Annotated in this window: 27 protein-coding genes and 1 pseudogene; 17 read left to right on the top strand and 11 right to left on the bottom strand. The window is 42.5% G+C overall.

Annotation, left to right across the window (positions count from 1 at the left end):
* Positions 1–219: 219 nt before the first annotated feature.
* Entirely contained in the window at positions 220–480 is a 261-nt protein-coding gene (locus V7K97_RS12155) for a hypothetical protein (protein WP_334801207.1), read from the bottom strand.
* 45 nt (positions 481–525) lie between these two features.
* Positions 526–1,209, bottom strand: coding sequence for an iron-sulfur cluster biosynthesis transcriptional regulator SufR (gene sufR / locus V7K97_RS12160; protein WP_334801209.1), 684 nt, complete (start codon positions 1,207–1,209; stop codon positions 526–528).
* A gap of 247 nt (positions 1,210–1,456) precedes the next feature.
* Between sufR and sufB the strand changes: the two genes are divergently transcribed.
* From sufB to V7K97_RS12200, 8 genes and pseudogenes are all read left to right on the top strand, one after another.
* Positions 1,457–2,896 carry a Fe-S cluster assembly protein SufB gene (gene sufB, locus V7K97_RS12165; RefSeq protein WP_334801211.1) on the top strand — a complete coding sequence of 480 codons (1,440 nt, stop codon included), beginning with the start codon at positions 1,457–1,459 and terminating at the stop codon, positions 2,894–2,896.
* Between the two features lie 95 nt (positions 2,897–2,991).
* Positions 2,992–3,780, top strand: coding sequence for a Fe-S cluster assembly ATPase SufC (gene sufC, locus V7K97_RS12170; protein ID WP_334801213.1), 789 nt, complete (start codon positions 2,992–2,994; stop codon positions 3,778–3,780).
* Positions 3,780–5,150, top strand: a complete 1,371-nt coding sequence (gene sufD / locus V7K97_RS12175) for a Fe-S cluster assembly protein SufD (RefSeq protein WP_334801214.1) — start codon at positions 3,780–3,782, stop codon at positions 5,148–5,150. The genes sufC and sufD overlap by 1 nt, the downstream gene beginning before the upstream one ends.
* Positions 5,151–5,258: 108 nt before the next feature.
* Positions 5,259–6,521 carry a cysteine desulfurase gene (locus V7K97_RS12180; protein ID WP_334801216.1) on the top strand — a complete coding sequence of 421 codons (1,263 nt, stop codon included), beginning with the start codon at positions 5,259–5,261 and terminating at the stop codon, positions 6,519–6,521.
* A 745-nt stretch (positions 6,522–7,266) separates the two neighbouring features.
* Positions 7,267–7,389 carry a hypothetical protein gene (locus tag V7K97_RS12185; RefSeq protein WP_334801217.1) on the top strand — a complete coding sequence of 41 codons (123 nt, stop codon included), beginning with the start codon at positions 7,267–7,269 and terminating at the stop codon, positions 7,387–7,389.
* A 338-nt stretch (positions 7,390–7,727) separates the two neighbouring features.
* Positions 7,728–8,117, top strand: a complete 390-nt coding sequence (locus V7K97_RS12190; RefSeq protein ID WP_334801219.1) for an agenet domain-containing protein — start codon at positions 7,728–7,730, stop codon at positions 8,115–8,117.
* Positions 8,118–8,375: 258 nt separating this feature from the next.
* A complete protein-coding gene (locus V7K97_RS12195; protein ID WP_334801220.1) occupies positions 8,376–8,753 on the top strand; it encodes a hypothetical protein in 378 nt (125 codons plus the stop codon).
* Between the two features lie 69 nt (positions 8,754–8,822).
* Positions 8,823–10,510, top strand: a pseudogene (locus tag V7K97_RS12200) (tetratricopeptide repeat protein).
* A 69-nt stretch (positions 10,511–10,579) separates the two neighbouring features.
* On the opposite strand, the gene V7K97_RS12210 reads toward V7K97_RS12200, so the two are convergent.
* The 3 genes from V7K97_RS12210 to V7K97_RS12220 form a co-directional block, all read right to left on the bottom strand.
* A complete protein-coding gene (locus V7K97_RS12210) occupies positions 10,580–10,885 on the bottom strand; it encodes a type II toxin-antitoxin system RelE/ParE family toxin (protein WP_334801223.1) in 306 nt (101 codons plus the stop codon).
* Between the two features lie 2 nt (positions 10,886–10,887).
* Complete coding sequence (locus V7K97_RS12215; RefSeq protein WP_334801224.1) at positions 10,888–11,148, bottom strand: type II toxin-antitoxin system ParD family antitoxin; 261 nt, start codon at positions 11,146–11,148, stop codon at positions 10,888–10,890.
* Positions 11,149–11,348: 200 nt separating this feature from the next.
* A complete protein-coding gene (locus V7K97_RS12220; RefSeq protein WP_334801226.1) occupies positions 11,349–11,648 on the bottom strand; it encodes a type II toxin-antitoxin system HicB family antitoxin in 300 nt (99 codons plus the stop codon).
* Positions 11,649–11,881: 233 nt separating this feature from the next.
* Between V7K97_RS12220 and V7K97_RS12225 the strand changes: the two genes are divergently transcribed.
* The 7 genes from V7K97_RS12225 to V7K97_RS12255 all read left to right on the top strand — a co-directional run bounded on the left by V7K97_RS12225 (position 11,882) and on the right by V7K97_RS12255 (position 18,616).
* The gene (locus V7K97_RS12225) at positions 11,882–12,100 is read left to right on the top strand and encodes a type II toxin-antitoxin system HicB family antitoxin (protein WP_041565577.1); all 219 of its coding nucleotides are present in this window, start codon (positions 11,882–11,884) and stop codon (positions 12,098–12,100) included.
* Between the two features lie 2 nt (positions 12,101–12,102).
* Positions 12,103–12,291, top strand: coding sequence for a type II toxin-antitoxin system HicA family toxin (locus V7K97_RS12230; RefSeq protein ID WP_292750017.1), 189 nt, complete (start codon positions 12,103–12,105; stop codon positions 12,289–12,291).
* Positions 12,251–12,460, top strand: coding sequence for a hypothetical protein (locus V7K97_RS12235; protein WP_334801228.1), 210 nt, complete (start codon positions 12,251–12,253; stop codon positions 12,458–12,460). Before V7K97_RS12230 ends, V7K97_RS12235 begins: the two co-directional genes overlap by 41 nt.
* Before the next feature lie 30 nt (positions 12,461–12,490).
* Positions 12,491–13,060, top strand: coding sequence for a Uma2 family endonuclease (locus tag V7K97_RS12240; protein ID WP_334801229.1), 570 nt, complete (start codon positions 12,491–12,493; stop codon positions 13,058–13,060).
* A gap of 117 nt (positions 13,061–13,177) precedes the next feature.
* Positions 13,178–15,025, top strand: coding sequence for an aspartate kinase (locus V7K97_RS12245; RefSeq protein ID WP_334801230.1), 1,848 nt, complete (start codon positions 13,178–13,180; stop codon positions 15,023–15,025).
* 457 nt (positions 15,026–15,482) lie between these two features.
* Positions 15,483–17,543, top strand: coding sequence for a tetratricopeptide repeat protein (locus tag V7K97_RS12250; RefSeq protein WP_334801232.1), 2,061 nt, complete (start codon positions 15,483–15,485; stop codon positions 17,541–17,543).
* Between the two features lie 92 nt (positions 17,544–17,635).
* The gene (locus tag V7K97_RS12255) at positions 17,636–18,616 is read left to right on the top strand and encodes a magnesium transporter CorA family protein (protein WP_334801233.1); all 981 of its coding nucleotides are present in this window, start codon (positions 17,636–17,638) and stop codon (positions 18,614–18,616) included.
* 236 nt (positions 18,617–18,852) lie between these two features.
* On the opposite strand, the gene V7K97_RS12260 is transcribed toward V7K97_RS12255, so the two are convergent.
* The 3 genes from V7K97_RS12260 to V7K97_RS12270 all read right to left on the bottom strand — a co-directional run bounded on the left by V7K97_RS12260 (position 18,853) and on the right by V7K97_RS12270 (position 21,023).
* Positions 18,853–20,217, bottom strand: a complete 1,365-nt coding sequence (locus V7K97_RS12260; RefSeq protein ID WP_334801235.1) for a Rid family detoxifying hydrolase — start codon at positions 20,215–20,217, stop codon at positions 18,853–18,855.
* 110 nt (positions 20,218–20,327) lie between these two features.
* Positions 20,328–20,759, bottom strand: coding sequence for an NUDIX hydrolase (locus V7K97_RS12265; protein ID WP_334801237.1), 432 nt, complete (start codon positions 20,757–20,759; stop codon positions 20,328–20,330).
* A 96-nt stretch (positions 20,760–20,855) separates the two neighbouring features.
* A complete protein-coding gene (locus V7K97_RS12270; RefSeq protein WP_334801239.1) occupies positions 20,856–21,023 on the bottom strand; it encodes a hypothetical protein in 168 nt (55 codons plus the stop codon).
* Here V7K97_RS12270 and malQ point away from each other — a divergent pair.
* Positions 20,998–22,506, top strand: coding sequence for a 4-alpha-glucanotransferase (gene malQ, locus V7K97_RS12275; RefSeq protein ID WP_334801241.1), 1,509 nt, complete (start codon positions 20,998–21,000; stop codon positions 22,504–22,506). The genes V7K97_RS12270 and malQ overlap by 26 nt on opposite strands.
* A gap of 135 nt (positions 22,507–22,641) precedes the next feature.
* On the opposite strand, the gene V7K97_RS12280 is transcribed toward malQ, so the two are convergent.
* On the bottom strand, positions 22,642–23,457 hold the full coding sequence (locus tag V7K97_RS12280; protein WP_334801242.1) for a helix-turn-helix domain-containing protein: 816 nt from the start codon (positions 23,455–23,457) through the stop codon (positions 22,642–22,644).
* A 29-nt stretch (positions 23,458–23,486) separates the two neighbouring features.
* A complete protein-coding gene (locus tag V7K97_RS12285; RefSeq protein WP_334801243.1) occupies positions 23,487–24,245 on the bottom strand; it encodes a pseudouridine synthase in 759 nt (252 codons plus the stop codon).
* Positions 24,246–24,379: 134 nt separating this feature from the next.
* On the opposite strand from V7K97_RS12285, the gene V7K97_RS12290 reads away from it, so the two are divergent.
* Positions 24,380–25,093, top strand: a complete 714-nt coding sequence (locus tag V7K97_RS12290; protein WP_334801244.1) for an LmeA family phospholipid-binding protein — start codon at positions 24,380–24,382, stop codon at positions 25,091–25,093.
* 174 nt (positions 25,094–25,267) lie between these two features.
* On the opposite strand, the gene V7K97_RS12295 is transcribed toward V7K97_RS12290, so the two are convergent.
* Positions 25,268–26,149 (bottom strand): phosphatidate cytidylyltransferase, encoded by an 882-nt coding sequence (locus V7K97_RS12295; protein ID WP_334801449.1) that lies wholly within the window; start codon positions 26,147–26,149, stop codon positions 25,268–25,270.
* Between the last annotated feature and the right edge of the window lie 133 nt (positions 26,150–26,282).

Below are 26,282 nucleotides of genomic sequence, written 5' to 3' on the forward strand. Positions count from 1 at the left end.
AGACGGCGATTGATCGCGTCTCAAAAAGACGGCGATTGATCGCGTCTCAAAAAGACGGCGATTGATCGCGTCTCAAAAAGACGGCGATTGATCGCGTCTCAAAAACTCAAAAACCCAAAATTGTTGCCAGTAGCCTTTAACTGAACCATATTGCCTAATAAAATAGAACCCCGACTTTTGATGATCAGTCGGGGTTCTGGGTATTAGTTTATATCTAGTTCACCATTTCAAATATGAATCTTCAATTCCCTGTTCACGTCGAATTTTGCCATCTTTTTCAAACCAAGCAATTACTTGTTGTGCTGTCAAATCTTCAATAGCAACACCGTACTCTTGGGCGATATGCTTCAAAAGCTTAAGTGATGAAATTGTCAATCTTGTTAAAAACTTTTCTGGAGAAGACAACAAAGCCGCGTCTACTTTTGCTGACTCTTCCAGAGTTAAAAACTGTGCTGATGGTTGCTGTGGTAGTACGTCCATAAACGCTATCTCAAACTTAGTTGACTAATGACTAATGACTAATGACTAATGGCGAACTTGTACTAAATAGCCACAACGATGTTCGCCATCAATAATCCAGTGGGTGCGTTCTACGGTACAATCAGGTAATACAGCAGCAAACATTTCTAATTCGTGACCACAAATGCTGGGGAAAGATTCGGCAACGTTAGAAATGGCGCAGTTATGCTCTATAAAAATAAAGCGATCGCTCTCAAAGCTGTCATTCACATCAACAGGGTGATATTCTGCCATGAAGCCTTCTGCTTTTCTCAATTCTACTAAGTTGGCTACCCGTTCTCGCAGTGAACCGCTACCCACGCGATCGCGGTATTCTAGGGCTTTGCGTTGCCACTGTTTCTCTAAAATCGATTTAAATTGGTCGTGTCCCATCGTTTCGGCTAAGGTGTCTAGCAACGAAACCGCAAAATTGCCGTGGCCATCACCAAAGCGATCGCTCATTGTGCGGTGCAAGCGATCGCGTCCCTGACGACTCAGTTGATAAATGTGTTGTGGCCGCCCCATGCCCACCGCCTGTACAGATGTCGCATACAAAACTAGCTCCTCCGTCTCCAAATCCTTGAGATGGCGACGAATCGCTTGGGGGGTAACGTCTAAAACTTCAGCTAGCTCCAAAGCCGTTGCTTTTTCGTGTTTGTGCAGATACTCTAGGATATCTTGCTTGGTTGAGGACTGGTGAGTAGTCGCCATCTTCTGGTGCGAGACGTTCAGCGAACGTCCCAAAAATTTCTTTGAAAATTTGACTTTGACAACATTGTTGTTGTTAATTTAGCGTAAAATGAAGATACATTAAACAACATAGCTGTTGTTTTACTCTCCACCACTATTCTAGCAGCCGTGTAACCATTCCGTAATGCGATATGGGGAATCGGCTAAAGAAAAGTCCGACTCCCATCCTTATAAAGATTCAAGTTCCGAACACGAGAGATTATTACTGATGAGTGCCACTGTCAAAACCTTAGTCAACCAACCTTACAAGTACGGCTTTATCACCGATATTGAGTCCGACACTATACCGCGTGGACTAGATGAGGACGTTGTTCGCTTGATCTCTTCCAAGAAGAACGAGCCGCAGTTCATGTTGGACTTTCGCCTCAGAGCTTATCGCCAGTGGCAAAAAATGACGGAACCAACTTGGCCCAATGTCAAGTATCCGCCAATTAATTATCAGGATATCATTTACTACTCAGCGCCGAAACGCAAGAAAGAAAAACTAAACAGTTTGGACGAAGTTGATCCAACTCTTTTAGAAACCTTTGAGAAGTTAGGCATTTCCCTATCTGAACAGAAGCGACTGGCAAATGTCGCCGTCGATGCAATTTTCGATAGCGTCTCTGTCGCCACGACATTTAAAGAAAAGCTAGCGGAAGACGGCGTTATTTTCTGTTCGTTTTCGGAAGCGTTGCAAGAACACCCAGAACTGATTAAAAAATACCTGGGTAGCGTTGTTCCCATCGCTGACAACTATTTTGCCGCCTTAAACGCCGCCGTCTTTAGTGATGGTTCCTTTGTCTACATTCCTAAAGGCGTTAAATGTCCAATGGAACTGTCTACCTACTTCCGCATCAACTCTGGTGATACGGGACAATTTGAGCGGACTTTGATTGTCGCCGAAGAAGGTAGTTATGTTTCTTACCTTGAAGGTTGCACCGCGCCGATGTATGACAGCAACCAGTTGCACGCCGCCGTTGTGGAACTTGTCGCCCTCGACAACGCTGAAATTAAATACTCAACTGTCCAAAACTGGTACGCTGGAGATGCCAACGGTAAAGGCGGTATTTACAACTTTGTCACCAAGCGCGGTTTGTGTCAGGGCGTAAATTCCAAGATTTCTTGGACTCAAGTAGAAACAGGTTCGGCAATTACTTGGAAATATCCTAGCTGTGTATTGGTGGGTGATAACTCTGTGGGTGAGTTCTACTCGGTGGCGCTGACAAATCATCAGCAGCAAGCTGATACGGGTAGTAAGATGATTCACGTTGGTAAGAATACCCGCAGCACAATTATTTCTAAAGGAATCTCCGCAGGTAAATCTAGCAATAGCTATCGGGGTTTGGTGAAAGTTAACCCGACAGCGATTGGGGCGAGAAATTATTCTCAGTGTGACTCCATGCTGATTGGGGATAATGCTCATGCGAATACTTTCCCTTATATCCAGGTGCAAAATAACGCCGCGAAGGTGGAGCATGAAGCTTCTACTTCTAAGATTGGGGAAGATCAGTTATTTTACTTCGCTCAAAGAGGTATTTCTTCGGAAGATGCTATTTCGATGATGATTAGCGGCTTCTGTAAGGATGTTTTCAATCAGCTACCGATGGAGTTTGCTGTGGAAGCTGATAAGTTGTTGAGTTTGAAGTTGGAAGGTAGTGTTGGATAAATGGAAGCAAGGATAAACACGGGGACATCTGTGTTTATCTTTGGAAGAATAACGAACCGCAGAGGCGCAGAGAGCGCAGAGAGAAGAGAGAGAAGATGATTATTGAAAATAGTGAAGTTGTGCTGTCAGTAAGGAATCTGACGGCTAATGTTGATGGGACACCGATTCTTAAGGGTGTGAATCTGGAGGTGCGATCGGGTGAAATTCATGCGATCATGGGGCCGAATGGTTCTGGTAAGAGTACTTTTTCTAAGGTGTTGGCTGGGCATCCAGCATATCAGGTGACTGGTGGTGAGGTGATTTTTCAGGGGCAAAATCTCCTGGAGTTGGAGCCGGAGGAACGGGCTAGAAGTGGTGTGTTTTTGGCGTTTCAGTATCCATTAGAAATTCCGGGTGTGAGCAATTTGGATTTCTTGCGGGTGGCGTACAATTCCCGGCGGAAGGCCCAAGGTTTAGAGGAAATAGACGCTTTTGATTTTGACGATTTGATTGAAGAAAAGCTGGATGTGGTGAAGATGAATCCCAGTTTTCTCAGTCGGAGTTTGAATGAAGGGTTTTCTGGTGGTGAGAAAAAGCGGAATGAAATTCTGCAAATGGCGCTGCTGGAACCAAAGTTGGGAATTTTGGATGAGACTGATTCGGGTTTGGATATTGACGCGCTCCGAATTGTGGCGAATGGGGTAAATCAACTGGCAAGTCCAGAAAATGCCACAATTTTAATTACTCACTACCAACGGTTACTTGATTATATTGTGCCTGATTTTGTCCATGTGATGGCACAGGGGCAGATTATTACAAGTGGTGGTAAGGAACTGGCGCTAGAGTTAGAATCTCGTGGTTATGACTGGGTGTTGGCAGAATTTGCAGCTGAGGTGGGTGTGTAATGAGTATTCAAGTTTCTCCCAGCACAATTCCTAACTCAAATGTAGTCAGTTTGACATCGACTCTGTTAGATAAAGATGCCTACCTAACTGAATTGTTAAATCAGGTAACTGCATCAAAAACAGAGGGGTGGTTGCAGGATTTACGCCAAAGTGCTGCTAGTTGGGTACGCCACTCGACTATTCCCACCACGCGCGAGGAAGAATGGCGATTTACTGATTTGTCGTCTCTGCGTAAGGTGCAATTTAATGTAGAGACGGTAAATTATGCGTCTTTACAATTTGATGTTTTGCCAGAAGCGGCTAATAGTCGCTTGGTATTTGTTAATGGCGTTTTTGCACCGGAGTTATCCGCAGTTTCAGATTTACCATCTGGTATTGTGGTGAGTAATTTGGCTGGCTTACCTCTGCATGAGCAGGAGGGTGTACGGCAGTATTTAGCTCAAGCTGAGGGAGCGCAGGAGGTTTTTACTGCTCTCAATACGGCTGGGATAATTGATGCAGCTGTGGTGTGGGTGAAGAAGAATGTGGTTGTTAAAACGCCAATTCATTTGGTGTTTATTTCAGGTAAGACGCTGACGATTTCGCAACCGCGTTGTTTGGTGGTGGCGGAAGGTGGTTCGCAGGTGACGTTGGTTGAGGAGTATACGAACCGCAGAGGCGCAGAGAGCGCGGAGGAAGAGGGAGTATATTTTACTAACGCGGTTACGGAAGTTTGGGTTGGTGACAATGCCCAGGTGAGTCACACTAGGGTTGAGCGAGAAGGTGCAGAGGCTTTTCATATTGGGAAGACTGCGATCGCACAATCTCGTGATAGTGGATATACTTGTCATGCCATAACTTTGGGTGCGAAGTTGTCACGGCACAATTTGGAGATTTTGCAAACTGGTGAGCAGACTGAAACTACTCTCAATGGTTTGACGATGATTTCTGGTAAGCAGTTGGGGGATACTCACAGCGCGATCGCACTCAACTATCCTCACAGTACGAGTAAGCAATTGCATAAGTGTATTGTAGGCGATCGCGCTCACGCAGTCTTCAATGGTAAAGTTTTAGTTCCCAAACGAGCGCAGTTGACAGATGCAGTCCAGATGAATCGGAATTTGCTGTTATCATCTAAAGCCAGGGTTGATACTAAACCCCAATTGGAAATTACTGCCGATAATGTCAAATGCGCTCACGGTGCCACCGTTAGCCAATTGGAAGATGATGAAATATTCTATCTACAAAGCCGGGGAATTGATGAAAACGATGCTCGGAAGTTGTTAATTAACGCCTTCGCTGCCGAAATCATCAACCAAATACCAGTTCCTTCTCTGCGAGAAATCCTTTTAAACACAGTCAATAATCTTAAGTCCTTGACTAATGACTAATACTTCTCTACGAGAGGCTGCGCCAACGGCTTCTCTACGAGACGCTACGCGTAGCTTGCTTCCCCGGAGGGGTACGCTCAGTACAAGTGACTAATAACTAATCTACCAATGACTTTCACAACTACCAAAACCCTAGCTGATAAAGTTCGCGCTGACTTCCCGATATTGCATCAGGAAGTCAATGATAAACCCCTGGTTTATCTCGATAATGCTGCGACATCGCAAAAGCCTTTGTTTGTATTAAATACCCTACGGGATTATTACGAGCAATATAATTCTAACGTGCATCGCGGTGCCCATACTCTGAGTGCTAAAGCTACCGATGCTTATGAAGGTGCTAGAGATAAAGTTGCCAAATTCATCAATGCTGCATCGCGTCAGGAAATAGTCTACACTCGTAACGCAACTGAGGCGATTAACCTCGTAGCTTACAGTTGGGGTATGAACAATTTGCAGCCGGGAGATGAAATTATTCTGTCGGTGATGGAACACCACAGTAATATTGTACCTTGGCAATTCGTCGCCCAAAAAACGGGTGCAATACTGAAATTTGTGGAACTGACACCAGAAGAAACTTTTGATTTGGAGCAGTTTAAAAAACTGATTTCAAACAAAACTAAATTAGTATCAGTGGTGCATATTTCTAATGCTTTGGGTTGTATTAATCCAGTGCAAGAAATTGGTGCGATCGCTCACCAATATGGTGCTAAATTCTTAGTCGATGGTTGTCAAAGCGTTCCCCACTTCCCTATTGATGTCCAACAAATAGATTGTGATTGGTTGGTAGCTTCCGGCCACAAAATGTGCGCCCCAACTGGCATAGGATTTCTGTATGGCAAGTTGGAAGTGTTAGAATCAATGCCACCATTTTTTGGTGGTGGTGAGATGATTGCAGAGGTGTATTTAGACCATTCCACCTATGCAGAATTACCACATAAATTTGAAGCCGGTACACCTGCAATTGGAGAAGCGATCGCGCTTGGGGCTGCCATAGATTATCTTAGCAGTATTGGCATGGATAAAATTCACGCCTATGAAGCCGAATTAACGGCTTATTTGTTCCAACAATTAGAGCAAATTCCCCAAATTAGAATTTACGGACCCAAACCAAATGCGAAAGGAGAAGGTAGAGCCGCTCTTGCGTCGTTCACAGCCGGGGAAGTCCACGCCAACGACTTATCTACATTATTAGATCAAGAAGGCGTTGCGATCCGTTCTGGACACCACTGTACTCAACCATTACACCGTTATTTAGGTCTTGCTGCAACCGCACGAGCAAGTCTATCTTTCTACAACACGCACGAGGAAATTGATATTTTTATCAAAGCACTGAAAGAAACTTTGGACTTTTTTGCAGGTTTCCTTGCTTAAAGTTACAAAATATTCACATACTATACGACTACTATTTGATTTTCAAAAAGATACATAGGGTGTGTTAGCGACAGCGTAACGCACTAAATCCTTACGAATGGTGCGTTACAGATTTCATCCTAACGCACCCTACAGTACCTAATTTTGTTCAAAAATCAAATAGGAATCCTATAATTGTGCCAACTATCAGCAATATATCTTGCTAATAGTTGGGCACAATTTAATTATCTGGATTATTTACTGGATAAACTCAAGTGTCATCCAGTGACTTTACTTTAGATAGAGTTAGAAAAACCTTTGGCTTAACTATATTCTGATAAAATCGATATATTTGGATCTGTACATGAAGTAGAGTCTCCACCACTACTTGCAGAAGTCTTGCGGGAAAATGTATCTTTAGCTCTTGCTAGTAATACGGGAAAATCCCGTTCATAGATGATTATAGCGCCATTTTAATTGCTGTAAAAAAAAATATTTAAATAATCGAATAAGTTGATTTTCTGGTATCGATTTTACTGTTGATTCAGCACAAGCTTTAAATGGGAATTGCGATTTTATTATTAGCCATTCACCAGAGTTACTAATTCTGAATGCACCAGTTGTCACAATTGTAGAAGCTAATACCAATTTAATGTGAAGTTGCACATATCTTGATCCCCCTAAATCCCCCGATAAATTGGGGGACTTTGATAGATGTTTTTCCGGTTCCCCCCTTATTAAGGCTTGTTCGGGGGGATCGAATTATATGCAGCTTCATAAAAAATTGGTATTAGCAGCTAAATTGTTTAATGAACGTGAGGGTAATAACATTCAGGCAATTTATGGAACGGGAGCATCCCAGTTTTATTCTGCCGATAAAGATAAATGAGATGTGAGATGGTGAAGAAATAATCGCAGCGATTCCGAAGGCGAGCTACGCCTACGCTAAAATACTCTACAAAAATGCTCCAGTTGAGGAACTAACAAGCGTAAGGATTGATTGAAGTAGTACGTAGTAAAATGCAAGAAGGTATTATACCAGGAGTAGGTTTTTTACCCTTAAATGTCACTGTGCTAACTTCATATATCGCGGTGGAAATTCCTAATTTTTGCTGAGGCGATCGCTAAACTAATCCCATAAAAATAGTAACAGTTAATTGCAAATTTTGAAGTAGATTTCCATAAATCATCATCAAAATTCGGTTTTACTATTTGAGGATAAAAATCATGAAAAACAAAGTATTGTTTAGTGCCATCTTTATGGCAACTTGGGTAGGAACATTGATTCCCAGTGCTTTTGCTGCTTCACCCTGTTCTGTGGGACAAAAGGCTGAGGTTCTTTGGAAGCAAGCATGGTATCCGGTAACGGTACTTAAGGTTAATGATGATAAGTGCTATATTACCTACGATGGTTATGATAGTTCCTGGAATGAATGGGTTGGTAGTAGACGCTTCCGGGCATCATTTCAAACTGGAGATGCAGTCAGAATTTTGTGGAAGGGAAAATGGTATCCAGGGCAGGTTTTAGAAGTTAGTAACAATCTTTATAGAATTACTTATGATGGCTACGATAGTTCTTGGGATGAGTGGGTTCAACCTTCCAGGGTAAGTAGATAGGGAATATTTCACTTTTATAAATTGGAAGGGACGATTTCATTTGTTGGAGTCGTCCCTTTAAACTTATAAAAGGGCGGTTAGAAACCGCAGCTACACAGGCAAAACCCACCTTTCCTTCGGAACGCTACGCGAACGTGGGTTTCATTAGTCCGCGTAGGCGGACTTTGTTTGTGTAGCCGCGAATTCTATTCGCCTTGGCTCTAAGTTGACTGTTAAACTGAGAACCATAAGTAAAATCTCGTGTATTTTGGCAAACTTATGGAGCCAGTATCACTGACAGCAGCTGCGATCGCAACCTTGGTAATCACCAAAGCCTTTGAAAAAACTGGTGAAATCATCGGCGAAAAGGCTTGGGACGAAGGCGAAAAGTTGTTAGTTCTGCTGAAACGCAAGGAACCTAGCACAGCGAAGGTTATCGAACAGGTTAAAACACAACCTTTAGATTATGGTCAAGCTTATCTCATTGGGCAGCAAGTAGAGGAAGCGGCGAAGAAAGATCCTGAGATTGCTCAAGCTGTGGAAGCTGTAGCTAATGAGGCACAACCTCAACTGACGAACACTATTATAGAAAATTGGCAGGGGATAAATATCAAAGGTGGAACTAATACCATTTCTGGTAACACCTTAAACTTCTGACTAAAGTCGCCCCCAGGGGAATCGATACTTTCTACTGAAATACCGCAAAATTTGCCCCTGAGTGGGGTAATGGAGTTTGTCGGGCGTGAAGAGGAATTGCAAAATCTTCACCAACTTTTGCAGGATAATAAACAAGTTGCCATTGTTGCGATCGCTGGCATGGGTGGAGTTGGTAAAACAGAACTCGCCTTACAATATGCCATCAAACGGCGCGAAACATATAACGGTGGGCTTTGCTGGTTGCTAGCAAAGACTGGAGATGTGGGCATTCAAGTTGTGCAGTTTGCCAGAACGCAGCTTGATTTAAAGCCGCCAGAAGATTTTGATATAGTCGCGCAAGTGCAATATTGCTGGCGGCGTTGGCGTGAGGGTGATGTGCTGCTAGTGCTGGATGATGTCAGCGACTATGAGGAAGTTAAGCCTTACTTCCAGTCGCTACCTTCTCGGTTTAAAGTGCTGATGACTACGCGCCAGAAGTTGGGACGCATCGCGCAGTTATCTTTAGATGTGCTGCAACCACAGGCGGCGCTGGAGTTGTTGAAGTCACTTATTGGCGTAGAACGAATTGAAAAAGAGAATGACCTAACCCCCCAGCCCCCTTCCCTACTAGGGAAGGGGGAGTTTTATTCCCCTCCCCTCGTAGGGGAGGGGTTAGGGGAGAGGTCACTCGGGGAACTGGCAGCATTGCATCTGTGTGAATGGCTGGGATATTTACCTTTGGGTGTGGAATTAGTGGGGCGCTATCTGGCGCGGAAACAGGATTTATCTCTAACAGAAATGTTGCGGCGGTTGAAGAACAAGCGATTAGATGAGCGTTCCCTCTCTAAATCTAAGTCGGAAGCTGACATGACAGCACAACGAGGTGTGTTAGCAGCCTTTGAGTTAAGTTGGCAGGAATTAGAAGACGATGATAAACAACTGGGCTGTTTATTGAGTTTATTTGCAGCCGCACCCATACCTTGGAAGTTGGTGGAACAGTGTTTACCAGAAGAAGATGCCGAAGATTTAGAGGAAATTAGAGACGATCGCTTGCTGAATCTGCATTTACTCCAGCGCAAAGGAGAGGGAATCTATCAACTGCATCCACTGCTACGGGAGTTTTTTCAATATAAGCTTACAGGTTTAGAGCAAGCAGAAGAACTCAAGCATTGCATTTGTCGGGTAATTGTAGAAATTGCCGACGAGATTCCTGAAACTCCCAACCTTAACCAAATTACCGATGTCACACCCGCAATACCTCATATAGCTGAAGTAGCGAACAATCTTATTCAATACGTCAGCGATGATGATTTAACTTTGCCTTTTATTGGTAATGCCTGGTTTTACAGTGGTCAGGGTTTGTATGATCAGGCTTTACCTTGGTGTAAAAAGTGCAGAGAAATAACTAAACAACGCTTGGGTGAGGAACATCTTTATTTTGCTTGCTGGGTGAAGAACATCCTGATGTTGCTACTAGCTTCTACAATCTGGCGGAACTCTACAACTCTCAAGGAAAATACAGCGAAGCTGAACCCCTCTACTTGCAAACTTTAGAACTAAAGCGACGCTTGTTTGGAGAGGAACATCCTGATGTTGCACAAACCCTCAACAATCTGGCTGGATTCTATGAATCCCAAGGCAGATACAGCGAAGCCGAACCCCTTTTCATTCAAGCATTAGATATTTTGGAGCGACGGTTAGGCGCAAATCATCCTAATACTGTTACTGTGCGTGAAAATTTAGTATATTTGCGCGATCGCCTCCCCCCACCACAGTAAAATTTAACCTTATAAAACTTAAAAGTGTAAATCAACAGGCGATGTCTACGACGGGCTACGCCTACGCTGTTATTTTTTCTCACTGCCATGAAAAATATCTTCAAAATCTCGATGTCCGCTCAATACTCTCTCAACTTGGATACCATTTTTAACCGGACGATAAAAAATCACTTGATTATCCACTGGCAAACTGCGTAAGCTGGGTGCTAGTTCCTCACGACTACGCCCAAGTTCGGGAAAATCTGCTAGTAAAACACACTTTTCCTCAAAAGCATCAAGAAAGCGTTCAGCTGCACCTAAATTAAACCGAATTATATAGTTTTTTATATCTTTTAAATCTTGCTTGGCAGCAGCACTCAAAATATATCTGCTCATTCTTAATCCTGCTGCGCCTGTTGAATTTCTTCCCGCAGTTCTCTTAATACCTCTTCGCCATCAAATACATCACCGCGATCTGAATCTCCAATTCCAATAGCAATTTCTTTGCGGAGTTCCTCTAATTTGACTAAACGCTCCATCTCCCGTTCTTCTAGCAGTCGTAAGGCGGCGCGAACTACCTCAAAAGCAGATGAGTACCTACCCCTTTTGACTGTTGACTCGACAAACTGCTCTAGTTCTGGTGTTAAAGATATATTCATTTGAGCCTTCTTGGATTGCTGCTTCCATATCCTTGCTTAAGGATAACGTCTATTGACTAATCCAGAAAGCGATGTCTACGATGGTCACTGAGCTTTGTCGTACCACTCCGTGGAAGCAAGCTACGCGCAGCGTCTCGTAGAGAAGTGCGGGCTGTTCAGTGACGCTATTATATCGTAATATCTTCACAAAATCCCGACGCTTACACGGTATCTATCGGCTCAAGGGTCGGCTCCTTGTTGAGATCAACATTATCAATAACTGGTAAAGGATGTCCCAGTTTCAGCCCAAGCAAAATCCAGTCTTCCAGTATTGAGCGTAATTCATCCTCACACTCGCGCAAAGTCGATGCAAAAGCTATCACTCCTTTGCAAACAGGAATCCTACCTGTAAATGTACCATCTTCTAACTTGTCATAAATTGCCTGGGCGTAGACGCAAAGCGGCTTGTCGCCAGACATCGCTCGGTCAACATAGTCGCTCAGAATAAATTTTATGGTCATGAAATCTTGCGTTGTGCTACCAGTTTAATCTTACGTTAAAAAATGGATTCCTCTGACAGTTTACCTCGATTGAATGATGAGGTGTCAGGGCGATGTCTACGACGGTCACTGAGCGCAGCCGAAGTGCGGGCTACGCCTACGCTATTATGCAGTTATGAATGATGAAGAGCAATGTCTCCCACAACAAAAAATCAGCTACGATAAATCATATAATTATCTTCACAAACATAGCAATGTTAATTACATACACTGCAAAATATACAAAAACTAATAGCGGATATATGGGACAACTTATTGAATGGCAAGAAGTCATCACAGAAGGAGAAACCATAGAAGAATGTAGAGCTATGTTACAAGATGCAACCAAAGAAATGGTTCTTGCCTATCGTCAACAAAATAAAGAAATTCCCACAGGTGGTTCTTTGCTCGAACAAATTCCTATAGAGGTTTGAGTGTGTCAGTCAAACGAAAAGAGCTAATTAAATACTTAGAGCAAAATGGCTTTTATTTATTAAGGGAAGGAGGAAATCATTCTATATATACTAATGATATCAAAACTCTTCCGGTAAAACGGCATCGTACCATTGATCGTATTACTGCTAATGAAATTTGTAAACAAGCGGGTTTATCACCTAATTTTTAACTGCCACTTAGAACCGTCGAAGGTAATGAAATTTTGGGCAGCTTGTAAACTAAGTGAAGGTGACTATTTGCAAGTTAAAGAAAAACTATTTGCTAAAGAAACGGTTGCCAGCTTATATGCCAAAATCAAAGAATATCAAGATGGTGATAATAAGCAATCGCTAGAATGAAGCCTATATTCCTAAATTAAAGGTTCAACTATGATAGCCTCACCCCAACAAAACTACGTCACCGTTGAAGAGTACCTCCAAATGGAGGAACAGAGCAATATCAAGCATGAATACATCGACGGCTATATCTACGCAATGGCTGGAGCGCTAGATCCACACGTTACCATTGCGGGAAACTTATTCGCTCTCCTCCGTAATCATGTCCGCGGCTCTGGTTGCCGTGTTTACATTGCTGACATGAAAGCCAGAATTGAATCTCTGAATCGCTTTTATTATCCCGATGTGATGGTTACTTGCGATCAACAAGATCGAGAAACCCCAGGTTATAAAAGATTTCCCTGTTTAATTGTCGAAGTTTTATCTAATTCTACCGAAGCCTTTGATCGAGGCGACAAATTTGCCGATTATCAAACACTGGAAAGTTTGCAGGAGTATGTTTTAATTAATACAAAACGTCAGAGAGTAGAGTGTTTCCGACGCAATGAGCAAGGGTTGTGGGTTTTACAATCTTATACATCAGAACATCAATCATTTCGACTCAACAGTGTAGATTTTGAGGAAACAATAGCAGCACTCTACGAAGATGTAGTTTTTGAATAATTATGATGGGGCATTCGGCACGATATTTAGTACACTATATAACTGATAAGCCTTCAAGGTTTCCTAACCCGGCGGAAGTGTTGATGAAACCAGGCACAATTGATTAAATAAAAAGTTATGGCGCTCATAGTTCAGAAATACGGTGGTACATCTGTCGGTTCAGTGGAACGGATTCAAGCTGTTGCACAACGTGTTTATAAAACTGTTAAAGCTGGAAACTCTATCGTTGTAGTGGTTTCGGCAATGGGCAAAACCACCGATGGACTCGTCAAACTAGCTAATGAAATTTCTCCAAATCCTAACCGCCGGGAAATGGATATGCTGCTTTCCACTGGCGAACAAGTAACCATTGCCTTACTGAGTATGGCTTTGCAAGAACTCGGACAAGCCGCAATTTCCATGACTGGCGCTCAGGTAGGAATTGTTACTGAAGCCGAACACAGCCGCGCTCGGATTTTGCATATTGAAACTACCCGCCTAAGTCGCCACATAAATGAAGGTAAAGTAGTTGTCGTAGCAGGGTTCCAAGGTACATCCAGCGCCGGAGAGATGGAAATTACCACTTTGGGGCGTGGTGGTTCTGACACCTCAGCAGTGGCGATCGCTGCCGCCTTAAGAGCGAATTTTTGTGAAATTTATACAGATGTTCCAGGGATTCTCACTACAGATCCCCGATTAGTTCCCGAAGCTCAGTTGATGGATGCCATCACCTGCAATGAAATGTTGGAATTAGCTAGCTTGGGTGCAAAAGTATTGCATCCCCGAGCTGTGGAAATTGCCCGTAACTATGGTGTTCCCCTGGTAGTTAGGTCTAGTTGGACGGATCAACCAGGTACTTGGGTGACATCAGCTAAACCCCAAGGGCGATCGCTAATCAATCTAGAAATTGCTCGTCCAGTGGATGCTGTAGAATTTGACACTAACCAAGCAAAGGTTGCTTTGTTGCGCGTACCCGACAAACCAGGGGTAGCAGCCAGGTTATTTGGCGAAATTTCTCGGCAAAAAGTAGACGTAGATTTGATTATTCAATCAGTTCATGAAGGTAACAGTAATGACATTGCCTTTACAGTAGCAACACCAATATTAAGACGTGCAGAAGCAGTAGCAGCAGCGATCGCCCCAGCACTGAGGAGTCAACCTAACCCCAAGTTTGACGAAGCCGAGGTAATGATAGAACATAACATTGCCAAAGTCAGCATCGCCGGCGCAGGAATGATTGGCCGTCCCGGTGTAGCTGCGAAGATGTTTGCTACCTTAGCCGAAGCTGGCGTGAATATTCAAATGATTTCCACCAGCGAAGTGAAAGTAAGTTGTGTAGTCGATGCCACTCAATGCGATCGCGCCGTCAACGCACTTCGCACCGCCTTTGAAATAGAGGCAGGGGAGCAGGGAGCAGGGAGCAGAGGAGAACTCCTAACTCCTAACTCCTCACTCCTAACTCCTAACTCCTCCCCCACTCCTCCCGTTCGTGGCGTTGCCCTCGATTTGAATCAAGCGCGTCTTGCTATTCGCCAATTGCCAGATCGTCCAGGGATGGCGGCGAAGTTGTTTGGATTATTAGCGCAGCATAACATTAGCGTTGACATGATTATTCAATCTCAGCGCTGTCGAGTGATTGATGGTGTTCCTCGGCGAGATATTGCCTTTACCGTCTCGCGGATGGATGGGGAAAATGCCAAAGAGATGCTCACCCAAGTAGCAGCAGAGTTAGGATGGGGTGAAGTTGTTTTAGATAGTGCGATCGCTAAGGTGAGTATTGTCGGTGCAGGTATGGTAGGACAACCAGGTGTTGCCGCTAAAATGTTTGAAGCGTTAGCCCAAGAACAAATTAATATTCAAATGATAGCCACCTCAGAAATAAAAATTAGTTGTGTAGTGGCACAAGAGCAAGGTGTTAAAGCTTTGCAAGCCATTCATGGAGCCTTTGAACTAGCTGGTAGTGAGAAATTTGTAATTCCAGCGTAAAACCTGACTATAACTCCCTCTTTGCTGTAAATACAGGAACTATTTTCTTCTTGCATTGTTAATGCATCGGCTTGCAATGGCGTGAGTTTGATAGATTTGATTTGACACTGTTTAAACCAATACAGTTCAGTTAAGCAATTTTTTCCTCCTCCTTCTTCTCTCTCCGTGTCGCGCCAGTTGCTTTTCCCAGGGGGAGACGCTGCGCGAACAAGTCGGGGCAATACGGTTCGTTCGGATAAGGTTTTTTGATGACACGCCGCTAATTGTAGAGACGGCGATTTATCGCGTCTCTTGCCTTAACCGAACCGTATTGCTCTTTAAACCTCTACCCATTGGCATCAGCCTGCCGTTAGGCAACCGAGGAGAGGCTTAAGGAATTTTCAAGAAATAAATTATCTCATTTTAAATTTTTTACTTAAGCTATAATCGAACAATTTATAAAACTAGATTGATATTGATGAATAGTAATTTCCTAGATGGACATTATCGAATACTAAAAGTTCTCAGTGATGGGGAAAAGGGTAAAACCTATCTAGTTCAAGATGTTAATGTTTCTGACAACCAATTTATAGTAAAGCAGTTATGTCCTCCTAGTAGCAATCCTCAAACTTTAACAATCTTACACCGCTTGTTTGCCAGAAAGACAGCAACATTAAAACAACTAGGACAAAAACACGATAAAATTCAAAAGCTAATTGCTTATTTTGAAGAAAATGAAGAATTCTATATAGTCCAAGAATTCATCCCCGGTAATCTTTTCGCTGACGAAATTATCCAGGGACAACCTCTGAGTGAAGACCAAGTAATTACTCTTTTATCAGAGGTGTTAGAAATTTTGGTGATTTTACATAGCTATGGCGTGATTCATCGGGATATTCAACCAGCAAATATTATTCGGCGGGAGTCAGATAAAAAGTTAGTTTTAGTTAATTTTGGTACTGTTAATGAAGCTATGACTAATACCGTTGACAATCTCGAATATATGCCTATAGAGCAAGTTAACGGCAACCTCAAATATAACAGTGATATATATGCTTTAGGTATGGTTGCGATCGCAGCCATGAGAGGTTTACCAACAAAGGAAATATCTAATTTGCGAAGTCAGAAAAATAACCTGACAGGTGAAATAATTTGGCGCGATAAAAATCTAAAATTTAACAGTAAATTAGTAAAAATTATTAATAAAATGGTGCGTTTTGACTATCGTCAGCGCTATCAGTATGCAACTGAAGTTTTAGATGATCTAAAAAAGTTAAAAAATGTTGAAACCCATCAGCAAAAACAGCATGATAAAAAATTATTACTAGTTCTAATGGGTGTAGCTGGATGTATCACACTTAGTGTTGGGACGTGGTTTTTGCAGTCGCCAAAACCTGTAAATAATGCTGAAAAAAAATTATATCAAGATGGACTAAATAAATATGACGCCGGAAACTATGAAGGAGCAATTGAAGATTTCAATCAGGCTATTGAATTAGATCCGCGAAACGCTTTGGCTTATAATAGGCGAGGTAATGCTTATTATCGATTAGGAGACTACGAGCAAGCACAAGCAGATTCTAGCCAAGCGATTTTGCTCAATCCTCAAGATGCTAATGCCTATTATGACCGAGGATTTGCTTTTTCGGAATTAGGCAAGTACAAAGAAGCGATCGCTGACTATAACCAAGCAATTAAGTTAAATTCTCAGAATGTCTACGCTTACTATGGCCGCGGGTTAGCTCGTGCTGAATTGAAGGATAATAAAGGAGCAATTGGAGATTTTAACAAAGCGATCGCTCTCAAACCTCAGTATACCGAAGCTTACTTACAGCGAGGGATTCTCCACCGTCGCCTCAGACAAAGACTTGGAGCAATCGAAGATTTTGATAGAATCATTAAGATTAATCCCAGTGATGCCAAAGCTTATTATCAAAGGGGTTTAACTCAATTTATTAATAACCAAAAATATGCAGCACTTAAAGATTATACCGACGCAATTAAAATCAATCCCAAATATATAGAAGCCTATCTTAATCGTGGGGATGTTTACAGCGATTTGGGAAATAAAATCGAAGCGACTGAAGATTACAACACTATTTTACAGATTGATCCTAAATTTATTGCAGCTTATATTCACAGAGCTATTCACCGCTTTTCTTTCGGAGATTATCAAGGCGCGATTGAAGATTACACCGCAGCCCTAAAACTAGATCCTAATAATGTAGTAGCTTACAACAACCGTGGTAACGCCTATCTCGAACTGGGAAATAAAAAAGCTGCAAATCAGGATTATTCACGAGCGATCGCAATTAATGGCAACAATGCTTTAGCCTACTATAACCGGGGTGTGATTCGCACCAAGCAGAAAAATAAATCAGGTGCGATCGCAGATTTCCAAAAAGCTGCCAAACTATTCCAACAACAAGGAGAACAAGATAGTTATCAAGATGCACAGAGGGAAATTGCAATTCTACAAAATAATTCAGCACCGGCGAAAAATACTCGCCCTAAATCTGGGAAAATAGAAAAGAATTGAAATTTTGAATTATTAAGTGTCGTCTGTAGTCAAAGAAACTATCGTTCAAAATGAGTCACCGTATTTTATCACGACTCAATTAGGATTGCTATATGCTAATTCTGCTCACTTTTCATCCAGATAACCTGGAAATATTTACCAGTAGGGATGTCGATACGGTACTAAAAAGAATTGATGGCTCTCACAATATTTGGTTGCGTTGTGTTCACTTCCGCGATCGCACTGCAACAGCCAGAATTATCAAGCACTTTGGACTCAATCCATCTCGTGTTAACATGATTTTTAACCATTCACCTCTAGGAATTGATGAAGATGTAGAAGATTGTTTATTTGACAGCTATGAAATCTTAACTCCTCAAATAAAAAATCATGAGTTTGAGGTTGTGCGTGGCAATATTGTGGTTGGAAATAATTTTATCATCACCTTTGAAATCACTGAATTAAAAATTTTAAGCATTCTAACTAATAATCTGCAAAAGGGAACTCTAGATATTCATAAGTTGGGAATTGACTATCTTTTTTATCTCATTTTTAAAGATATTTTGAATAATTATGAAACTGTATTTAGCTATATTTCTAGAAAACTTGATGATTTAGAAGATGAAGTTTTAGACAATTCCGGTGATGAATCAACGTACAAAAAAATTGCCACAATGAGGCAATCTACTCGTTCTGGACGCCGTAATTTTCAAAGTATCAAGTTACTTATGGGTATTATGGATAACGAAGATTTTCAATGGATTAGCCAGCCAGTGAAAGAACTATTCAATCAAGAATTGGTTCATCACGTTGATAAACTCTGGCAAGAATATCAAGCTCTGAGAGCCTGGATGTCAGAATTAATGGAAATTCAACGCGATAATATTGCTAGCAAAACCGGTGAACGAATTAATCGTCTGACTATCCTCTCGACTATATTTTTACCAATCACTTTCATGTCTGGTTTCTATGGAATGAACTTCAAATATATGCCGGAATTAGAGCAACCTTGGTCTTATCCTGTTGTGATTTGCGTTATGGCATCAATTGTGATTGGTAGTATTGTCTATGCTAAAAAACAACGTTGGTTGTAATGTCTATCAAGTTACGAACAAAAATAAAAATATCCCCGACTTATTGAACAAGTCGGGTATCTGAGTCTCTTGAAGGAATGTGGATTAAAATAAGGGATTTCCAAGAAATAAATTATCCAAAGAAACGAACCACAGAGACGCAGAGAACACGGAGAGAAGATAAATAGAGAGGATTTTTGCGTCAGTTTTGGGATATTTTTTATTTGTCAGTCCCTAACTCATGCTGGCACTAACCACTAACCACTAATCACTGCGATCGCATCAATCTCTACCAACACATCTTTAGGTAAGCGCGATACCTGGACACAAGCCCGTGCTGGGGCTGTATCTTCGGGGAAATATTTTGCATAAACGGCATTCACCGCCGCGAAATCATTCATATCAGCTAAAAATACAGTGGTTTTCACCACATCTTGGAAAGTTGCACCAGCTGCTGTGAGGATGGCTTCAAGGTTAGCTAATACCTGCTCAGTTTGCTTTTTAACATCATCAGTGTAGACGACATCACCAAGGCGGGGATCGATGGCAATTTGTCCAGCGACGAATACAAATTGACCAGAAGCGGCGATCGCTTGATTATAAGGGCCAACTGGAGCCGGTGCTTTATCAGTATTAATTACTTTACGGGTCATAGATATTACTTTGTTTAACGATGTTTCCTGTGTACCGATTTCTGCTTCAGCTGCGATCGGCTTGTAAACTTCTCCATCTGGCATTATTGCACGACTGAAGTCAGCATCCTCAATTAGCCATCCATAAGTAGTAGCATCAGTCAAGTCTGCTCTGGTGAAATTTGTTTCCTTCAAATTTGCCTTTCTCAAATCTGCTCCTTGCAGAACTGCTCTCTCCAGATTTGCCCTTTGGAGACAAGATTCTTTGAGGTTTGCCTGTGTGAGATTAGCTCCAGCCAGATCAGTTCCAGTCAAATTTAAGCCTGATAGATTAAATTTCTGTAAATTTACTGCTTGCAGTTTAGCACCCTGTAGATTTGCCTTTTGAAAGTTTACGCCCTCTAAGTTAGCTCGACTCAAATCTGCTGCTACCAGGGAAGCTCCACTAAAATCTACACTACTGAGTGTTGAATTACTCAAATTTGCTCCTGTTAAGGAAACTTCTCTCAGTTTTGCACTATTCAAATTTGCATGACTCAAATTTGCCTTGTCTAAGCTGGCGTGACTCAAGTTTGCACTATTCAAATTTGCATGACTCAAATTTGCCTTGTCTAAGTTGGCGTGACTCAAGTTTGCATTAATTAGATTTGCTCCACTTAAGTTAACACTGCTTAAGTTTGCACCACTAAAGTTTGCTGCCGGCTGTAGCACACGCTGATGGCGGTTACCAATCAAAATAAATGTACCATTCACTTTACTGAGATTTGCGGCTGTTAGACATGCCTTACTTAAATCGGTTCCGTTAATTATTGCCTCTGTCAGGTTTGCCTTACTTAAATCCGCACCTTTAAAATTTGCACCAGTTAGGTCGGCATTCGATAAGTCTATTTGAATGAGGTCTGTATTTCTGAGGTCTACATTTTTCAGTACTGCTCTCTGAAAGTTCCTTTGTCCTGCGGCATATTTCTCCAACAGTTCCTTAGCATCCATAATGCACCATTAAATACCACTGACACAGTATAATCACAAAAACTTTGTGTCACAGGTATTCTTCTCTCCTCTTCTCTCTGCGCTCTCTGCGCCTCTGCGGTTCGTTCCTCCTACCCCAACCTCGGACGTATCCCATAATGCCGATATCGCCAATAATCGCGCAAAATGCGATCGTGGTCAAAACATAAATTACTAGGCACTCGCCAAGACTCAAAAATACCTACACCCTTCGCATCATCCCCAGCCACAACTTCCCCCGTAGCTGTCGCCAAAAACACAATACTAATGGTATGCTGACGCGGATCGCGATTCGGGTCAGAATACACCAGTAATTGTTCAACTAACTCCACCTTTAAACCCGTCTCTTCCTCAGCTTCTCGCCGCGCCGCCACTTCTACAGATTCCCCATAATCTACAAAACCACCAGGAATAGCCCAACCCAAGGGTAAATTATGTCTTTCAATTAACACTATTGGCCGATGAGGTCGATCTACTAGTTCAATGATGATATCAACTGTCGGTGTAGGATTTCGGTAAGACATGGAATTTTGGATTTTAGATTTTGGATTTTGGATTAATTAAAGATTGGGAATTGGGAATTGGGCACTTGTACTGAGCGTACCCCTCCGGGGATCTTGCTACGCGTAGCGTCTCCAAGAGTTGCCGAAGTATTGGTTATTCTCTTTGTCCTCCTCATCTCCCTTATTCCACCAGCTTTCAAAGCTGAACGTAGCGTGATAGATTCGATGCGATCGCTCTTTCTCATAACTCAGGTTAAATATGCCTTTTCCTAGATCCAGTGGCATTTTGCTGCATCCTACTTCCTTTCCCAGTCGATTTGGTATTGGGGATTTAGGCTTAGAAGCCTATCACTTCATTGATTTTCTCAAAGAGAGCCATCAACAATATTGGCAAGTTTTACCCTTAGGCCCGACTGGATACGGCAATTCTCCGTATATGTGCTACTCGGCAATGGCAGGAAATCCCCTGCTGATTAGCCCAGAAAAACTCCTAGAAGAGGGTTTGCTAGTTGAAGAAGACTTTGCTAATTTACCAGGATTTCCGGTAGAAAAGGTAGATTTCGAGCAGGTTGTACCAATTAAGATTAGGCTACTCAAAAAAGCCTGTGAAAACTTTAGAACTAATGCTACACCTATCCAGCATAAAGAGTTTGAAGGTTTTTGCGACAGTAAAGCCTATTGGTTAGATAATTACGCCTTATTTATGGCACTGAAAGATGCTAACAATGGTGCAAGCTGGAATACATGGGAGCCAGAATTTGTCAAGCGCGAACCGGAAGCATTAGCTCAAGTAGAGAGCCGACTCAACGAAGATATTTTTTATTACAAGTTCGTCCAATTTCAGTTTTTCCGGCAGTGGTCAGACCTGAAAAACTACGCCAATATGCGGGGCATTGACATTATCGGCGATATCCCCATCTACGTAGCTCATGATAGTGCCGACGTGTGGGCGCATCCCGACATCTTTTGCTTAGACGAAGAGACGGGAGAAGTTGCTCAAATGGCAGGAGTACCACCAGATTACTTTAGCGCCACCGGTCAATTGTGGGGCAACCCAGTTTATAACTGGGAGCAATTGCAAAAACAAGACTTTAAATGGTGGGTACAGCGCTTTGAGGCCATGCTGGATTATGTAGATATAATTCGCATTGACCACTTCCGGGGCTTCGAGGCTTATTGGTCAGTACCCAAAGGTGAAGAAACTGCTATTAACGGCGAATGGGTGGAAGCACCTGGAGATGCTTTTTTTGAAGTGATTAGGCAGAAGTTGGGCAAGCTACCCGTCTTGGCGGAAGATTTGGGAGTAATTACACCAGGGGTAGAAGCGCTGCGAGACAAATATGAATTTCCGGGAATGAAAATTTTGCAGTTTGCCTTTGGTTCAGATCCCGCTAATCCATTTTTACCATTCAATTACTCACGAAATGCTGTAGTTTATACTGGCACTCACGATAACGACACAACCATCGGCTGGTTCAACACAGCTAATGACAACGAAAAGCAAAACTTATGGCTTTATTTAGGTTGTATCAGCCCTGAAGGTGTCCACTGGGATTTAATTCGCCTAGCTTTAAGTTCCATAGCCAACCAAGCGATTATTCCTTTGCAAGATATTTTGGGATTAGGAAACGAAGCACGAATGAATTTTCCCAGTATTGCTGAAGGTAACTGGGAGTGGCGCTATCAAACAGGAGCCTTAAGAGACGAATTAGGCGATCGCTTAAAAGTTCTTACCAGACTTAATGGACGCGCCCCGCAAGCCCAGTAAGGAGTGAGTGGGGTGGGGTAGCAGGGCAAGATGGGGAGATGAGGGAGCAGGGGGAGATAAGGGAGAGAAAGCAGTAAATGCCTCCTTGTCCTCCTCATCCTCCTCATCTCCCTCATCTCCCTCATCCTCCTCATCTCAAAACTTAGGCTTGGCAGCAATCCTAACTTCTTCCTCTTTCCCCGGCTCTCCCATTTCCTTCGCTTTCTCTTGATTGACGCTCATCAACACACCACCAGCATTATCAGTTTTCACTGTCAGTTGCTCTTGGGCTTTCCAAATCCGGTGAGTTCCCTCAGGCAAAGTACCCTCAAACTCGGTTTTGCCATCGGCTACTACGCGAATCCAAGATGATGCTTTCAAGGTGACACCAATCTGTACAGCCTGACTCTGCTGGACACCGCTAAGAGTATCGCTGATCGGCTGGATTTCTGCTGACTCTTTTTGTTGGGCTAGTTCTGGTTTGACAACGGACTTTTGTTTTGGATATGGCTGGTTTTGGCCATTACTTGCTTGTAGTACAGCGTTATTTAATAACTGAGACAAGCCATTTACAGAGCATAGAATTAGCAAGATGTAAAGAAAATAAAGATGAATCGGACGTAGTTGAGCAAGGGGTGAAGTATTACCCATACTTCCGGGGTTCAGTTGTGCAGAACTGATCGGAAAAGTGCCAGAAAATTCTACTCCATTCAAGCCTAGAGCTTCGGCAAATTGCCTGATCAAACCCTGAATATAGACTGGTTCCGGCAGATCGTTTAAATTACCTTCTTCGATCGCTTGCAATAATCGTTGGGGAATCCTGGTTAATGCAACCACTTGCTCTAGAGATAAACCTTGTTCTTGCCGCAATGCCCAAAGTTGAGCGCCCATTTCTGCCAACCTTTCGGCTCGTTGTTCCTCTAATGAAAGTGATGGTTGGTGATTATTCTTCTTCTTTCTTAGCCATTTCATGCCTACTGACTCTCCTTGACTCTGCTGAATCAATAATTAGGTTGCGTTATCTGCTCTTGCAAAAAGTGAATCTCATGATCCTTGAGGAAACGATATTTACCCTCTGACAAAAAGGGTTCTTTTAGAGTTTGTAATTGAATTTGGCCGATCGCAGTCCGATGCAGCTGAATTACTGGGTATCCTAACTGTTGGGCTATACGGCGAATTTGACGATTTCTTCCCTCCTGCAACACTATTTCTAAAAGGCTTTGCTCGGTATAAAGTTCTATTAGATGTACCTGAGCGGCTCTGGTTTTTCTACCCTCTAACATCACACCCTGACGCCACCTTTGGAGTACTGCTTCTGGCGGATGTCCTTTGACCAAAACACGATATGTCTTGGAAATGCTGTGGCGTGGATGGGTTAATCCAAATGTCAGTTCCCCGTCATTGGTTAAGATTAATGCTCCTGTAGAGTCTGCATCTAAACGCCCAACTGGATGAATCCCTAAACCCTCCCGTAATTCTTTCGGTAGTAGATCCAGGACTGTTGGTTTTCGGTGAGGGTCGTAACAAGTCGAAACCACTCCCGCCGGTTTATGCAGCAATAGATATATTAAAGCCGGACGGTGCTTTACGGATACGGGTTTATCATCGATCGCGATCGCATCTTTTTCGGGATCAACTTTTTGACCTAAATGTGCCAATACTCCATTGATCCGCACCCGTGAGTTCCTAATCATTTCTTCGGCTTCACGACGTGAGGCGATGCCCCATTGAGCAAGAATTTTTTGTAACCGTACCTCCATGTGGAAATTGCTTATTTATTGTCAACAATTAAATGATATTTGCATTTTGTCGCGAGTAGGCATAAATGTTACATTTAAGGCTTGTTTAATTTCTGTTCGGTTGTTGCACAAATACTCATAAACAGATTGGTTAAATGCCAGAGCAAAATTCCCAAACTACAAATGCAAATAAAATCCGCATAATTACGCAGGTACTCACAACAGCAGTAAAGCTCTGGTTGAGAACGCAAGTCAGCCAAATATCGGAATTAGAAGTAGAGATTAAAGCGAGCGATCGCCAACTTCTCTCTGGACGCATCCCCTTGGTATCTATTTTTGCTACTCATGCAGTTTATCAAGGTCTACTGATTACACAAATTAAATTAATAGCAGAAAATATTCGGATAAATATTGGCTCCGTACTTAAGGGGAAACCCCTACAACTGTTAGAAACAGTACTAGTGGTTGGCGATTTAATCGTAGACGAGAAGGATCTTAATGCTTCTCTCTCATCTAACTTATTATCGACTGCTTTGAGTGATTTATTGGTTAAGGTTTTACCAACACATTACCCACAGTCACAACCAATTAATTGGCAAGAAATTCTCCTTGGGAACAATCAAATTATACTACGAGGTATGAGAGTAACCAATAGTGAAACAACACCTCTAGAGATTTGTCTAAGCTCACAGTTACTCAGTGGGCATGAGTTAAAAGTGGCACATACCCAAATCAAGCCTGACCAAGGAGATATATTAGAGGACAATCATGAGTACAATCTGGATCTTGGTTCAGATGTAGATGTCGAAGAACTAACGCTGATCCCAGGCAAGCTGGTGTGTCGTGGGCGGATTAACGTTAACCCTTAATCATTAGAAATAAAAAATAAATATTAATACCGCATTTTAAGTGATATGGCGTTTATTGGGGAGTGGGGAGTGGGGGGATAAGGGAGATGAGGGAGATAAATAACTCTTAACTCCTGTACAGACGCGATTAATCGCGTCTCTACTTCTAACTCCTAACTTACAATACCCAATGCCCTATAGTAGCGGCAAAAGTAATGTCACAAAATAGTAAACCAAAGGAGCCGTGAAAATATAACTATCAGTACGGTCTAAAATACCACCATGACCAGGGATTAACTGTCCAGAATCTTTGACTCCAGCATCCCGCTTGAGCATAGATTCGGTAAGATCCCCTAAAAGACTAGCAATGCCAATCAGCAAACCCAGTGCTAAACCTGTGAATGGGGATCTGGGTAAGTGTAGATAATAAGCTCCTGCTATGGCGACGGCAACACTTGAAGTAATGCCAAAGACGGCACCTTCTACAGTTTTTTTCGGACTAATCTCAGATAGACGGGTTTTCCCAAAGAATTTGCCAATAATGTAAGCACCGATATCGGCTGCCCAAATACACAAAAAAGTCAGCAGTGTTGCTGTAAAACCTTGTGGTAAAGAAGCGGAATTTGCCTTTTCCCAAAAATCTGCCCAGGTTGTAGGCCAGTAACCTCCAAAAGGGAGATTGCTAAAAACAGCACTATCAATTGCTCGTAACCGCACCCAGTAACTCGGTAAATAACCTACGTAAAATAGCCCCATAATGGAAGCGGAAACATCAGCGATCGTGGCAAATTTGGGTTGAAACAGTAGGTAAAAACAAATAAGTGTGCCAGCTATTGGCATCACAGCATCAGCTAAACTGCCGTCTAGCGTACAAATCACCAGCAATACTTGGCTAGCAAACATTGTGGTTTTAGCAGCAGGAACTATTCCTCTGGCTCGTACCAAATTAAAATATTCCTGTTGACCCAAAAAGATGATAACCGCAAACACGATGGTAAAGTACCAACCGCCCAAAAGGGTAACAGAAAGAGCAAGAGCGATCGCAACAATTCCACTAATAATCCGAGACCAAGGCATAGAAGTATTAAATATTGGGAATGGGGCATTGGACATTGGACATTGGGCATTGGGAATTGGGCATTGGGAATTGGGAATTGGGCATTGGGCATTAATTAATTATTTTTTCTTCCCCTGCTTCCCCTGCTCCCCC

The organism is Nostoc sp. (assembly GCF_036917815.1).
Lineage (GTDB): Bacteria > Cyanobacteriota > Cyanobacteriia > Cyanobacteriales > Nostocaceae > Nostoc.